This is a genomic window from Syntrophorhabdaceae bacterium, from assembly GCA_028713955.1.
Classification (GTDB): domain Bacteria; phylum Desulfobacterota; class Syntrophorhabdia; order Syntrophorhabdales; family Syntrophorhabdaceae; genus UBA5609.
On record JAQTNJ010000073.1, the window covers coordinates 1 to 13,351 of the forward strand.

General features: G+C 44.8%; 21 protein-coding genes and 1 tRNA gene. 14 read left to right on the forward strand and 8 right to left on the reverse strand.

The annotated features are described in order from the left end of the window. Both PHU49_07920 and PHU49_07925 read right to left on the reverse strand, forming a co-directional pair. Positions 1-590 (reverse strand): NAD(P)-binding domain-containing protein (locus tag PHU49_07920; protein ID MDD5243930.1); only part of this gene is annotated, 590 nt, incomplete at its 3' end. A gap of 189 nt (positions 591-779) precedes the next feature. Further along, on the reverse strand, positions 780-1,499 hold the full coding sequence (locus tag PHU49_07925) for a hypothetical protein (protein ID MDD5243931.1): 720 nt from the start codon (positions 1,497-1,499) through the stop codon (positions 780-782). Between the two features lie 107 nt (positions 1,500-1,606). Here PHU49_07925 and PHU49_07930 point away from each other — a divergent pair, with 107 nt between their 5' ends. Further along, complete coding sequence (locus tag PHU49_07930; GenBank protein ID MDD5243932.1) at positions 1,607-1,945, forward strand: hypothetical protein; 339 nt, start codon at positions 1,607-1,609, stop codon at positions 1,943-1,945. A 242-nt stretch (positions 1,946-2,187) separates the two neighbouring features. On the opposite strand, the gene PHU49_07935 is transcribed toward PHU49_07930, so the two are convergent. The 3 genes from PHU49_07935 to PHU49_07945 all read right to left on the reverse strand — a co-directional run bounded on the left by PHU49_07935 (position 2,188) and on the right by PHU49_07945 (position 4,474). Continuing rightward, positions 2,188-2,877 carry an NYN domain-containing protein gene (locus PHU49_07935; protein ID MDD5243933.1) on the reverse strand — a complete coding sequence of 230 codons (690 nt, stop codon included), beginning with the start codon at positions 2,875-2,877 and terminating at the stop codon, positions 2,188-2,190. A 315-nt stretch (positions 2,878-3,192) separates the two neighbouring features. Further along, positions 3,193-4,071, reverse strand: coding sequence for an FRG domain-containing protein (locus PHU49_07940; GenBank protein MDD5243934.1), 879 nt, complete (start codon positions 4,069-4,071; stop codon positions 3,193-3,195). Positions 4,072-4,291: 220 nt separating this feature from the next. Beyond that, positions 4,292-4,474: a hypothetical protein gene (locus tag PHU49_07945; protein ID MDD5243935.1), complete on the reverse strand. Its 183-nt coding sequence runs from the start codon at positions 4,472-4,474 to the stop codon at positions 4,292-4,294. Between the two features lie 388 nt (positions 4,475-4,862). On the opposite strand from PHU49_07945, the gene PHU49_07950 reads away from it, so the two are divergent. From PHU49_07950 to PHU49_07980, 7 genes are all read left to right on the forward strand, one after another. Further along, a complete protein-coding gene (locus PHU49_07950; GenBank protein ID MDD5243936.1) occupies positions 4,863-5,105 on the forward strand; it encodes a hypothetical protein in 243 nt (80 codons plus the stop codon). Positions 5,106-5,157: 52 nt separating this feature from the next. Continuing rightward, positions 5,158-5,895 (forward strand): recombinase family protein, encoded by a 738-nt coding sequence (locus PHU49_07955; GenBank protein ID MDD5243937.1) that lies wholly within the window; start codon positions 5,158-5,160, stop codon positions 5,893-5,895. A 7-nt stretch (positions 5,896-5,902) separates the two neighbouring features. After that, the gene (locus PHU49_07960) at positions 5,903-6,055 is read left to right on the forward strand and encodes a hypothetical protein (protein ID MDD5243938.1); all 153 of its coding nucleotides are present in this window, start codon (positions 5,903-5,905) and stop codon (positions 6,053-6,055) included. 94 nt (positions 6,056-6,149) lie between these two features. Continuing rightward, the gene (locus tag PHU49_07965) at positions 6,150-6,887 is read left to right on the forward strand and encodes a hypothetical protein (protein MDD5243939.1); all 738 of its coding nucleotides are present in this window, start codon (positions 6,150-6,152) and stop codon (positions 6,885-6,887) included. 117 nt (positions 6,888-7,004) lie between these two features. After that, positions 7,005-7,268 carry a hypothetical protein gene (locus PHU49_07970; GenBank protein MDD5243940.1) on the forward strand — a complete coding sequence of 88 codons (264 nt, stop codon included), beginning with the start codon at positions 7,005-7,007 and terminating at the stop codon, positions 7,266-7,268. After that, positions 7,252-8,886, forward strand: coding sequence for a bifunctional DNA primase/polymerase (locus tag PHU49_07975; GenBank protein MDD5243941.1), 1,635 nt, complete (start codon positions 7,252-7,254; stop codon positions 8,884-8,886). The genes PHU49_07970 and PHU49_07975 overlap by 17 nt, the downstream gene beginning before the upstream one ends. A 13-nt stretch (positions 8,887-8,899) precedes the next feature. Next, on the forward strand, positions 8,900-9,076 hold the full coding sequence (locus PHU49_07980; GenBank protein ID MDD5243942.1) for a hypothetical protein: 177 nt from the start codon (positions 8,900-8,902) through the stop codon (positions 9,074-9,076). Here the strand turns inward: PHU49_07980 and PHU49_07985 are convergent. Beyond that, positions 9,073-9,213, reverse strand: coding sequence for a hypothetical protein (locus tag PHU49_07985; GenBank protein ID MDD5243943.1), 141 nt, complete (start codon positions 9,211-9,213; stop codon positions 9,073-9,075). The genes PHU49_07980 and PHU49_07985 overlap by 4 nt on opposite strands. A 92-nt stretch (positions 9,214-9,305) precedes the next feature. On the opposite strand from PHU49_07985, the gene PHU49_07990 reads away from it, so the two are divergent. The 6 genes from PHU49_07990 to PHU49_08015 all read left to right on the forward strand — a co-directional run bounded on the left by PHU49_07990 (position 9,306) and on the right by PHU49_08015 (position 12,366). Beyond that, entirely contained in the window at positions 9,306-9,578 is a 273-nt protein-coding gene (locus PHU49_07990; protein MDD5243944.1) for a hypothetical protein, read from the forward strand. Next, positions 9,578-9,988: a hypothetical protein gene (locus tag PHU49_07995; protein MDD5243945.1), complete on the forward strand. Its 411-nt coding sequence runs from the start codon at positions 9,578-9,580 to the stop codon at positions 9,986-9,988. The genes PHU49_07990 and PHU49_07995 overlap by 1 nt, the downstream gene beginning before the upstream one ends. Before the next feature lie 2 nt (positions 9,989-9,990). Further along, positions 9,991-10,518 (forward strand): hypothetical protein, encoded by a 528-nt coding sequence (locus PHU49_08000; GenBank protein ID MDD5243946.1) that lies wholly within the window; start codon positions 9,991-9,993, stop codon positions 10,516-10,518. Between the two features lie 21 nt (positions 10,519-10,539). After that, positions 10,540-10,752 (forward strand): hypothetical protein, encoded by a 213-nt coding sequence (locus PHU49_08005; protein ID MDD5243947.1) that lies wholly within the window; start codon positions 10,540-10,542, stop codon positions 10,750-10,752. A gap of 49 nt (positions 10,753-10,801) precedes the next feature. Further along, entirely contained in the window at positions 10,802-11,140 is a 339-nt protein-coding gene (locus PHU49_08010) for a hypothetical protein (protein MDD5243948.1), read from the forward strand. 65 nt (positions 11,141-11,205) lie between these two features. Beyond that, the gene (locus PHU49_08015; GenBank protein MDD5243949.1) at positions 11,206-12,366 is read left to right on the forward strand and encodes a tyrosine-type recombinase/integrase; all 1,161 of its coding nucleotides are present in this window, start codon (positions 11,206-11,208) and stop codon (positions 12,364-12,366) included. A gap of 57 nt (positions 12,367-12,423) precedes the next feature. On the opposite strand, the gene PHU49_08020 is transcribed toward PHU49_08015, so the two are convergent. Beyond that, positions 12,424-12,499 (reverse strand) — tRNA-Gly (locus PHU49_08020). 64 nt (positions 12,500-12,563) lie between these two features. After that, a partial coding sequence (locus tag PHU49_08025; protein MDD5243950.1) for a fused MFS/spermidine synthase occupies positions 12,564-13,351 on the reverse strand: 788 nt, incomplete at its 5' end.

Below are 13,351 nucleotides of genomic sequence, written 5' to 3' on the forward strand. Positions count from 1 at the left end.
TCCATCTTGTCGTTCCTGAAGGCCCTGTCCTGGAGTATCTTCTGGGCTCTCAGTGAGTCTCTCCGGTGTATGACGTAGACCTTTCTTACAATATGGGCCAGCGACAGCCCTTCTTCAATCGCCGAGTCCCCGCCGCCGATGACGGCGACGTCCAAATTCCTGAAGAACATCCCGTCGCAGGTGGCGCAATAAGAGATTCCCCTTCCGAGAAGCTCGTCTTCGCCGGGGATGCCCATCTTTACCGGCTCTGTGCCGGCCGCGATGATGATCCCCGCAGCGCTGAATTCTCCTTCTGTTGTTTTAACGGTAAATATCCTTTCCTTATACTCGACGGCCGATACCTCTGAGAATTCTTTGACCGGAAGGCCAAAGGCCTTTGCGTGGGCAGCGAACCTGTCCATCAATTCCCTGCCCGATATGCCCTCGGGAAATCCGGGATAGTTCTCCACCCGTTCAGTATTGACCGGCATGCCTCCGGGAAGCGCCTTCTCAAGGAGCAGCGTTTCGATACCGGCCCTCATGAGGTATATTCCCGCCGTAAGGCCTGCCGGGCCGGCTCCGATTATGATCGCATCGTGGAACTCAGACACTAAAACCTCCAGTATAAGCAGCAAAACATAGTAGACAGTAAGCAGTATGCACGAAAAGCCTTTACTGCCCGCTTCATGCTTATCATTGTTTCAACTGTAAGTTAAATAATATGCAATCCGGTCCTATTATTCAAACGATTTTTAAAACCTTTGTGGATTACAGGCTTGTTTTTTTAAACTGCTTACTGTCTACTTCTTACTGCCTACTGCCTTCCTGCAGCTTCTTTTACAGTTTTTACACATCAGGTTTGCGTTGTATTGTTCATAGAACCTCTCCGGGTGCTTGAAGTAGATATATTCCCACTGGGTCAGGGTGACGATCGACATAAAAAGGATCGAATAGGTCCAGAATGATGGTATGTAGATCATCGGGGAAAAGGCCATCAGGTATCCCCAGTTATTGATCCTGCATGTGTTGCAGCACTTGCTCTGCGCCAGCCACATGAAGGGACAGAATACGGCAATGCAGAACTGATCCATAAAGACGAAAAAGAGGACGATGATATACAGCCAGGTGTCGCTCAGCATGCCTGCCTTCCGCCAGAAACCTATGGTCAGGACAAGGAGGATCCAGTAGATAGCCGATCGTACGGCGCCGCTGTCGGCCTTTCCCTTCGACGCACGGAAACGCTTTGCCCGTGAAGGATTGCCCTCGCCGGCGCTGAGAAAATTTCTCGCGTAGATCTTCCCCAGGGACATCTTCGGATTCAACTGCGGGATAAGCCGCTTGACGAGTATCAGGATTGTCATAAGCCACAGGACATGGTAGACGCGGAAAAAGAATATCTGGAAGGTAAAGAAACTGACGAGCCATTCAGGGCGGAAGATCGCAAAGAGTCCCGGGATAACAACCATAGCCGCTTTGTATATAAGCCTCCTGTACCCGTCATTCTCACATACGCCGAACACCGTAGAACCCCTTATCGAATCGTTGAATCAGAAAAGACTCTCTTAGTGTAAGGGAATTAAAGACAATTTACTACCAAATTTTGTCTGGCGGCCGGTGTTATGTTTTAATGCCCTGGATAGATGATAAGAGATTTATGGAGCGGGAAACGGGGCTCGAAAACATTGCGAGTCTTGATAATGGGGCGTTTATGACGAACAAGGAACCAAAACAGAACCAACCGGGAAGTAACGGGGTAGAAGAAAGCGCCTGTATGGGTTGGAAAGCCTTCAGTGAAATGACGGGAATGAGCATAAGGAAGGCACAGTATATGAAAGACAAACTCCTTAATGCAGGCGTGATCTATTACATGAGAGTAGGCAGGCCCCCGCGTAAGCGGATGGTGTTCTTTCCCTCTCTTGTTAAGCGATACATGGGCCTTATGGGAAACTACCGGGAAATTGTATGATGATAGATCCGCTTAATGAATTTCCTATAATCGGCTGGGATAACATAGCCCGTTTTCTTGCTACATCGAAGAGGACCGCACAGAGTAGGCGCGCTGAAATGATTGAGGACAATGTTTTATTCAAGCGCCGGAAGGGGAAAACAAGGGTTGTGTTTACCTATCCGTCTTTATTGAAAACTTGGTTGATGATGAAGAGTCAGAAAGGACAACGAATCTGATGGTAGTGGGTCAGTTTGAAATAATTACCATAGGGCGGGTTTGCAAATAGTAGTACCTGGTATTGGGTTGGGCAATTGACAGGCTGCAAGAATCCCCGGTCTAATATGCTTTACAAAGTCTGCATATTGTATAAGTTGTTTAGATGGAAATTCTACCGGAGATCCGATCCCAATTACTTTTTTCTTAATCTGTGTTACAAATTTTACCGCTTCCCTTAAATCGCTATCGTTGGATACAACAATAGCATAATCATATAAATCTAACCACGCGTCATTGAGAAGATGAATGGCAAGGTTTACATCTGAACCCTTTTCTTCTGGTTTTGTTACGTTAATCAATTGATGAGGTAGTAACTCGGCCACAATGGTTTTCTTACCCCCATTACGTAATACATTTACCTTCACCAATTGAGGTGACGAATCTTGTGTTGAAAACGCTTTCATCTTCTTATTAAAAAATTGACCATAATAAATCTCTAATTCTGGGATATACGCCCTTAATGCCCTTAGATAAGTGTCTTGCCTTGTTGGTTGATCTGGGTCCATTTTACCCGAAACTTTTGTTGTGAAGTATTTTATTTTCTCAATATTGTTGTCTTGGTCTAAGAGGGTGCAAAACAGTAGTTTTAAATCGAGCCATTTACAGGAAGTATCCTTCAGGCACCGATGGTAAAGATTGAAACCATCAATATATATGTAAGTTCTCTTTCTCATAAAAAGCAGAGGCCACATTTAAGTGGCCCCGCAGCCCAAGATCGAAACCTTGGGGGAAGTTTTTTATTTCTATAATCGTATTATCGGCACAATTAACCGTTTTGTCAAGCTTTTTTTGCAGATATTGTGGATTTTAAGCAACCTTTACGCTGTCTGATTGGCAACACTTCTTTTTGAATCTAATTTAGTAAACCGATAATTTCCTCTATCTCCCACACATGATCTGTAACCCTTCGCCGATTGTAAGCGGAACAATATTTGCGCTCTGTGATTGCGGTCTCTGCCTGCGGTTGTTGGTTGCATCAAGTTACGATATTACTGACGATCACGGAATTGAGCAATATCTTTAAAAAGACGAAGGCGATAATTAAGCGACTGTGCAAACCCGCCGAAATCAGGGAAGAGACTATATCTTGCAATGTTCATTTTTCGAAGTTCTTCAAAAGCTTCATTCATACAACTTCTTGGTAAAATTAATTCCTTAACCATTCTTTCATCATTCCAACCATTCACGCGTGTGAAGTTATCCATAAATGAAATAGTGATATCGGTAGGACACAGAAAAACCCCTTGCTGAGCTGTGATTCGGTCATTGAGATACTTAGCGGTAACTTGCATTACAGAGGCGCGCCGTATTTCTTTCACCTCAAAAAGAAAATTTAATGAATTAGTCTCTGACTCTCTAATCTTTTTCAAGAGGTCTCGATTATAGTTTGTTGCTAAATTTCCCCCTTGTTCTGTCCACCTGTGTTGAACAGCCCATACAGCGGCTGATTCTTTCTCACCCTCATCAAACAGTAGCTTTTCAAAAGCAAAGTAAGCAGCAATATATGGCGAATACGTAAAATCAAGCAGTCTCGTTGGTGCACCATAATGTTGCATGAGCGAGACCCACCATATTTTGTCGGGTTCGGCGGGCAGTGGAATACCCAAACCAAAAGCCTTTCGTTCTATCTCTCGAATTAGCTCCCCTTCAATGTTTGGTAACTCTTTTAAAGATATTTGCCAACAATTACAAATCCGTTCCAATGTTGTCTCTAAGGGATGGCTTTTCAATATTCCACGGAATATCCACTGTTTGTCTTCCAGTATTTTGTCAGCCGGCATCATCTTGTGAACTGTCTCCTTGAAATCGTTCCAGGTTTCACAGGTCTCTTTATGAATACCTTCGCTATCAATATTTTTAACAGACATTCTATACCCCCTTATACTCATTATATGAAACGCCTTAGAAATTACAATAAGAATAAACCTGATAAGGCAAGCAGGGTACAGCTCAGGAGGGGGGCCAAAAGAGCCGTACCCAGGAGCTCAACCTTGTCCTAATTCTTATCCCTTTACTTTTTTAACAGTTTGATACACAATTCCAAGAAGGAGGATAGTATAAAAACAAGAAGATGCACGGTTATGGTAGTCAAATGAAAAGCGACAAATTGGGTGTGACCTCAATAATCTTTTCCTGCTTGTCGTTCCCTATAGAAATACTTTTACCAGGCGACAATGCCCTTGAATTGTTCTTTATCTTTATCGGCCTGATCTTCGCCCTGATTGCCGTTGTGCGGAATAAGGAATCAAGATTGTCGTATATAGCCCTCATTTTTTGCCTCGTTTTGCTTGCAATAAGAGCCCTTCCTGCAAAATAAGTTTTCTGTTGTAAAAAAAATCCAGCTTATTTCTTTGCGGGCCCGTTCAGACTCTTGATGAATCGATTAAGCTCAGACTCTTTAAAAAGGGTCCGTTTATCGATCTTCACAGGTCTTAGCCTGCCATCTTTGATGAGACCGAAGATTTTAGTTCGAGATAGTTTTAATATCTGAGCCGTTTCTATAATCGTGAACAACTTGTCCATTGTTCATTATTATACACCATAGATCATTATTGTCAAGGACAATACGAATTACCTTGACATGTGTACCATTATGAACTATAGTGAATGGTAATGAATTGCAAGGATAATTCACAATAAATGAAACAAGGAGGGGACCATGGAAAGAAAACAAAAGGAACCAAGAGGATCAGTACAAACCGTTCTGCTTGAGATCGAGAATCAACTCAAGCTGATTCGCAACGGAGTATATCGGTTTGCTCAAGACGATTATCTTGACGGAGACCCGGTCGATATGCTTCTCGGTGTTCACAATACCATTCAGGACATAGAGGCGAAGATCAGATTCATAACGGCAGATGACCGTCTCGATGCACTACCCGCGCCGGAAGGGGCATGGTAACACGGTGAATGAAATATTTTAACTCCGGGATTTCATAAGATAAGGGGGCACCATGAAGGCCATAGGGTACGTAAGGGTTTCAACCGAGGAACAGGCGAAGGAAGGCGTAAGCCTGGACAACCAGAAGGAACGGATCAAGGGTTATTGCACATATAAGGGCTTCGAGCTCACAGACATCATAGAAGACGCAGGGATTTCAGGGGGCAAGAACAAGGCCCGGCCCGGCTTCGTTGAACTCCTGGACAGGATCGAGACAGGAGAGATCAAGACGGTTGTCCTCTACTCTCTGGAACGGCTTTCAAGGGACATGCTGACCCTTCTTGCTCTGGAAAGGCTTCTTGACGAAAAGGATGTTGAACTGCATACTGTAGAAGGACAGGTTGACACATCAACCCCGGACGGTTGGCTTAACTTCGCAATGAAAGCCTTCCTGGGTGAAATGGAGCGGCGGCAGGTGAAGCATAGAACAAAGAGGGCCATGGAGTATAAGAAAAACCAGGGCGCCGTTGTGGGCTCCATTCCATACGGCTACAGGAGAAGCGGCAACGGACTTATTGAGGATCCCCGGGAACAGGAAACCGTTAAGATCGTGAACGGTCTTTACCGGGACAATAACAAACTGATCGACATATGCAGGGTATTGAAGGAAAGGAACATCAGGACCCGGAACGGTAAGGGATTCATTTCGCAGCAGGTAAAGCGGATCATCACGGACTATAAAAACACCTATCACAAGAGCAATACCCGGCTGTCTCAGAACATCCGGCAGTTTGTAACGGCGATTGCATAGGAGCGGCATGAAAAAGAAAAACGCGGGGAGCGGTTCGTTATTCATGCCTGAATTGAAAGAGGTAGTGAAGCGCATGAAGGGCAAGGAGAAAGAGCTTGACGCGGTAGTGAAAAGAAAGGCACGGAAGACGCCCTGCAGAAAAAAGAAAGATACAGGATAATGATCGAGGGATAGCCTACCGGAGGCGATACGGGCCGGAACCCTACCGGCCCTTCCCATGATAAAAGGGGCATCCTGAGGGAGGATCAAGGGAAATGGGAAAGGAAATCTTAAAACAATCAACTTACAAATTGTGGATAGAGTATTTAAAACGGAATGAAGAATATAAGACTATCGCTAATCGATTTTCAAATGATGATCGCCGAAACTTTCTTTTATCTATAGGACGGTATTTTGAACTCGGCCAGAAAAAGTTCGCGCCCTATCCAAAAGATGTACCATTTTATAAAATTGCCAATTCTCTTCTCACTGATAGGAAAGCAAAGAAGATAACGGTTGCCGAAAATAAAACTTTCGCTGAGAGGAAACAAATTTTACAGAAAATGTCCGATATATGCTCAAGATTACCCAACCGGCAGCAAGCAGTATATATCACCTATTTTATATTATTTGGCGATATTTTTAACCCTTTATATTCCTTTGATGCGTGGTGGAACATAGTAATGCAGGGTAATAAGCGGTGGAATGCTTTTATAATATTTCACCTGACACCAGGTTTTATTTCAGGCTTTTTTGATCTTGATACCCATTCCACACTCGAAACTAATAAGAGAATCAGGCAATATGAACTCGAACAATATTTAAAGGTTTATGACCTGAGGAAACAGAGAAAGAAATGGAAAGACATAATATCTATAGTATCGCCAGAACAAGACCTTGATGACGAATACGAGAATACAAGACGAATATTTTTGAGATACAATGAAAACGCCAAAAAGATAATTAACAACCTGTCTTCGGGGTCTTTCCCGGGATCCTATTCGCCGGCTTAATGTGACAGATAACAAAATTCCCTACTAACCGCTTATATAATTCAAGAAAAACTCATATCATCTTCTCATAACACAGCCCCTTTTCTCAGGGCGAGGAAAAATAGTGAGGTGAACGATATGGGCTGTAACTTCTCAGATGATGCAATCCAGGTAGGAATCCAAAAAGTTTTAGGTGCAAAGGTAATTCCCTTCACTGATCCGGGCGGGAAAATCTGGTTTAGGGTCGAGCAGGGGAATGATGAAACCCTTGCGAAGCTCTACGACAACCAGAAGATCGGTGCTCTTGATGCCTTAGAGGCCATTAAGGCCATGAGGCAAGCTATTTTCGCACTGAAAAAATCCGGTGGGAATGGGAGAACGCAGAATGGATACAACCGATAAACTCAAGGCCGCGCTTCATTATCTGGACAGGGGGTTTTCTGTAATCCCCGCCAATAGAGACAAAACCCCGCTTATTAAATGGGAACCGTATCAGAGGCAGCGGGCTACTGAGACCGAGGTTAAAACATGGTGGACGAAATACCCTGATGCCATGATCGGTATTGTTACCGGGACCATCTCTAACCTTGCAGTAATTGACATTGATACCGATGAAGGCAAGGAGGCTATTCAAGAGTATATTCCGGACAGTCTTTTAATGCCTATCGCTGAAACTCCCAAAGGCGGGCAGCACCTATATTTCAAATGTCCAGATCCCCCGCTTTCAAACAATACCAGGATTATCCCCGGTTGTGATCTTCGCGGTGAGGGCGGCTATGTCATAGCGCCGCCGTCTGTCAATGGGGACGGCAAGGGTTATTCATGGCTCCCAGGTCTGAGCATTGATGAGGTTGCGCCGCCGCCCTTGCCGAGCACTTATATATCTTTTATTAAAGAATTTGCATTTAAGGGGTATAAGGCTGGCCGTAATACAGATTGTAATGGCATTACAGAACGTTACGAAGCGTTACAGAACGTTACAATCTCCTTAGATGAGGGATGCAGAGACGAGAGTATTTTTCATGTTGCAAATTGCTTAATTAAGGGAGGTATGACTGAGGGCAACGCACGTTATATATTGGGTATTCTTGCAGATTCTTGCAATCCTTCTTTTCCTGAAAAGGAAGTATTAATCAAAATTCAGAGTGCAATTCAACGCGCGAAACAGCGGGAACGTAATTTTACAGACGAGATAAAAAACTGGATTGACGTTACAGATGGTTACTGGAATGTTACAGAATGTTTCAAAGCGTTACAAATCATTACAAAGGAAGAAAAGACAGCCGGGCGGGTTGCTATTCATCGGTTACGTAGCGGAAAAAACCCCTTGATAGAGAAACACGGCGACAAGGATGGATGTTACAGGCGCATAGACAACCAGTGCGAGGATATTGATTTCCTGAGCGCAACAGATACGGTCCTTCCGGTCAAGTGGCCTTTTGAGATCGAGCGCTATTTTAACACCATGCCTAAGAACATCATCGTCATTGCCGGGGAACCGGACGCGGGCAAGACGGCGTTTCTGCTTAACGTTGCGCGGTTGAATATGCGGGGGCATGAGGTCATATATTTTTCTTCTGAAATGGGCGCTCAGGAACTAAGGGGACGGCTCTCAAAATTCGATGAACCATTAAACACATGGAAGAAGTTGACGGTTAAGGAACGGTCCTCAAACTTTGCCGATGTTGTCAAACCGGACGCAATCAACGTTGTAGACTTCTTAGAGATCCATGACGAGTTTTACAAGATCGGCCTCTATATCAAAGAAATTTTTGACAAGCTCAATAAGGGTATCGCTGTAATTGCCATTCAGAAGAATAAGAACACAGAGTACGGCCTGGGTGGAGGTCGAGGACTTGAGAAAGCGAGACTATATCTCTCTATGGAATCCGGCAAGGTTAAGATTATCAAAGCGAAAAATTGGGTAGACAGCGCAAATAATCCGAACGGCCTTGAGATGAAATTTAAGCTCGTCAAGGGTTGTCATTTTATTGAGGAAGGATATTGGAAGAAGCCATAAAAAGGAGGCATCAATGAAAACAAAAGAAAAATTGGCAGGGGTAAAGAAGATTTTAAACGACGATGAAAACACGAAGTACGCAGATCAGCGCATAGTTCACACTTTCCGGAAAATCATCAAGATGGCAAAAGAAGAATTCCCCGGCATGGAACGCGAAGTTATTCAGTCAGTGGTGAAGATTGAACTCTAATCCTCGTTTAATTCTTTCAACTTCTTGTAGACGGCTTCGAGTACTTGTTCTGTCGTCATGTTTTGCTTTGTTGGCGAGCCGGCGTAGGCTTTCGCAATTTCAGCCGCCAGTTTTAATATATCATGTGGATGCATCATCTTCTCTCACCCCCTCTGTTTTTGTGTGTACCGCCACGCACATCTTAACATGGGGTGAGGGAAATTTAAACAAAGCTATCTAAGGAGGCTTTATGGAAGAGACGGCAAAGCAGCTCAAAGAGCGAATCGGGCAAATGGAAGTGGAATATGCCGCGGCGATTGCATCGAAGGACCGGCGCAAGATCCTCAGCCTGGCAAACAGGATTCACCACGCTAAACTCAAGCTGGCATCCATAGGGGCCGGCGAATCCATCGAGCGGCAAAGACGCAGGTCACAGAAGAAAGTTTCTTTACAAATTACCATATCCGTTGAACCAGGGGAGCTCCAGGAGCTTTTCAAACTATTTTCAAAGGAGGTCAATTAATGGAATCGATCATCGAATCATTGAGTAAGCAGCCAGCAGAACCAAAAATAGAGTACCCGAGCATGGAGGGTCAAGGCATTGAGAGCGTGGAACTCCCGGCAGAGCCTAACCGGATTTACGAAAAGATGCCAGCCGGGACAAAGGAAATTCTCATCAAAGATTTTCCATGGCAGGCCAGCAAGGCATTACATGAAGCCTTCAAAGAAGGTCCTACGGCCTTCGCTGAAAGTCTCTCCCATTGGACAGGAGCCGCCCAGGGTGCAGAGGTCTTCGATAAAGGCACGATGCAGAAGCTTGACGAGCTGCAACGGGGGGCCGTCCAGGTGCGGCATGACAGCGCGGCCCTGGGGGTCGTCTTTAACAAAGTCATTGAGCTTCTTAGATCACTAAAAATGGAAAAAAGGGGGTAAGCATGGATTTTGAAAAACTGTTACACGATTCATACGAACAGAAAACAAAAGCACTAAAGGAAATGAAGGCCACTATTGAACTGGAACTGTCATATCTCCCCGGACAACTGGAGAAAGAATCTGAGATCTTAACCGCTCGTATTCATGTTCTTGTCAGGAAGGGCGAAGAGGCCCGGGCGGACGGTAATCTTGAAAAGGCCGGTAAGATCGACGGACAGATCCGGCAGATACGACAGGATCTTGAAGATAAAAAAGCAGAGCACGCGGCAAAACAAAACGCGCTCAACACCGGGCTCCAGGATGTCAATAGACGCATTGAGGCGGCATCAAAACAAGTCCTTGATGAATTTTACCCGGAGATCCGCCAGCACTGCCATAAAACCTTTGAGGAATTGTGCAATACCCTTGACGAGGCATGGAACGCCTTGAAATATTACGGCGCCGGTTCACAGCACAAGGAAAGTTTGATGCCGGCAGACCACGAACCCAATAGGGTGTTATTCCGCCGCTTGCGGTCGTGGGGCTTCTAAATAAAAACAGGAGGTAAGACCATGAAAAATTTAACCATGAAAATCGAAGTAAGACAGGCAGGCCGCCAGGGCCACAGGAACGCGGGCAGCGCATTGGGGAAGTACAAACTTTGCGTGTTTGGAAGATCTGGGGCCACAAGGCTGGATGAACCTTTCGGGGAGATATACGTCCCGAAGTCTATGGATTTCCCGGAAAGTATCACGTTGAACTACAAGAAGGGCGAGGGGAAATAATCCCCTTGCCTCAATTCACAGACCGTCCCGTTTGTGACTTGGAGGAAGGTTGAAGACGAAGATTGAAAGAATGTTTGATGATATCCGGGTAGGCCGTAAAGCCATTATCGCATATCTCAGGCCCTTTCTTAACCTGCCGATGAATGAAGATTCGGCATGGCAGAAGGTAAAACGATACCGGAAAAATTATGTTCTGCCTGTTGAGAGATTCCTTAACGGAAAGCCTTTCGTCGATCCTTATTGGTTCAAATACTGGTTCTTGCTTTACACGATTGAGGCCGACAAGAGACGCAGAAATAAGGCCCTACGGGGTTTAAGGCGAGGTCAAAAGGGGATTACCCTTCAAGGCCGTAAAAAACGCGCTACAGAGGGCACAATTAACGAATGAACTTGACGTTTGCAGACACCTTCAATATGATACCTCAAGATATATTAAAAGCCGGGGGTGTCATCATGAAAGGACTTATACTCTGTAATAAATGCAGGAAGAAAATGGACGGCGTATGCAAATGCACCGAGAAGGGAAACGCGAAATGCATTATCAAGATATACTGGAAAGGCAAGAATTACGAGTACCGGAGAGACGATAAGGGCTTTATTTATACCTATGAGACGGCGCTCTCAAGGCTTACGAATATAGCGAATGAGATCCGAAAGGGCACTTTCAACCCCGTTGAGTTTTCTGATACCAGGATTAAAGAAAGAAAATTTGAAAACAAAATAGAAAAATGGTTGCAGGAGAAGGAAAAGGAACTACAGCGAGGGGTTATCAGACCTTCGTCATATGGTAATATCAATGGGTATATTTCAAATTACTTTACCTTTTTTCATGGCATGGATGTAAGGGAGATCAAGCTTGAGCAACTTTCCGATTTTTATGATTCATTGCCGAGTACCCTCAAATTAAAAACCAAGAAAAATATCTTCAATGCGCTTCATTCGTTCTTTGTGTGGCTATGGAAGCGGGGCGTAAGGGATATACCGCCATTCCCTAACATGGAAGGTGACGATGATAGCAAAGAACGGGTAGCCCTTGACTATGAGGACCAGCAGGAATTACTGAAGAAGATACCGGAGATCCACAGGGATATAATCGAATTTGGTATGGAAACGGGTTTGCGTGTCGGTGAACTTATTGTCTTAAAGATAGGCGATATTGATTTCAAGAATGGGAGTTTATGGGTAAGACGAACAGTATCAGCGTATGTCAATATTGTTGAGTCTACCAAAGGCCGGCACAAAGATAAAATACCGCTATCAAACAGAGCCTTAGAGCTATGTATAAAGAACGTACAGGGCAAAGAGAAATGGGACTTCCTGTTTATCAGACCGGATACTGGAAAAAGGTATTCTGTGAAAGCGCCAAATGCTATATGGAAAAAATACACAGGCTTGAATGATGTAACATACTATGAAGCATCGAGGCATAGCTTTGCAACTCAAATGGTCGACAGTGGGGTTGATTCCTTACAGACAAAAGAATTGATGCGTCATACCGATGTAAGAACAACGCAGCGTTATTATCACGGCAGCACTACACGGCTGAGAGATATTGTAAACCGGAGAGGGCAAGTTTTGAGCTTGGTAAAAGGAACCGGCACAGATGCAGAATAGAACCAAAACGGAACTGGGTTTTCAGGGATATGATCTGAATAATTTCAACAGGTTAAATGGAGCGGGAAACGGGGCTCGAACCCGCGGCATCAAGCTTGGGAAGCTTGCACTCTACCAACTGAGTTATTCCCGCCCTGTGTATATAATGTAATAGAATAGAACGATTAAATCAATACCTTAATATACGGACCGTTAACTCAACCCTGCTTTCTGTTGTAGCCGAACCTCTCTTCAAAGACAGGAGCGATCAGGTTGTCGACGGGGGCGTAGTCGTCCCTGATAGTGATCGAATACCGCTTGCTTATAAGCTCTTCTACGAGATTTTCCGGCACCACCGCAGATGTGGCATGGACCTTCAGTTCTTCATCGACAAACTTCCTGAAGGCCTTCATATCAAGATTGCCGTTGCTCGCGATGACGATGAAGGTGCTGATGCGGGTATTCTGAAAATCAGGGCTCACGGAAATAAGGTGCACGTTGTTGTTGCCGAAGACCTCCCGCAATGTCTTCATATAGGAAGGCAGGAAGGCGCCCTTCTGAAAATTGTCAATGATATTGGACATCAGGATTGCGTCGGGGTTCATGATGTCTTTCAACTGCCGGGCAAATTCCTTTGTCGTCAGATGATAGGGGATGGAGAGATCATTGTAGGCATCAGTGAAAACGATATCATATTTGTCTTTACAGTTCATCACAAACCAGCGTCCGTCGGTGTTGTATGTGTTGATTTTTGTGTCCTTCGGCAGCCTGAGATGACCGTAGGCGATCTTCGTCACTTCGGGGTCTATCTCGACGACATCGATATGGGCTTTCGGGTAATAGTTCTCCATGTATTTCGGAAAGGTATAGCCCCCGCCGCCGATGGTGAGGCTCTTGAAGCCCGTATCTTTCCTGAATCTCCATTTCAGCACATCGGCATAGATCCTCTCATATTCGTATTCAATGTGCATGGGGTTTTCGAGAGCGACATAAGAATGGATAAGGT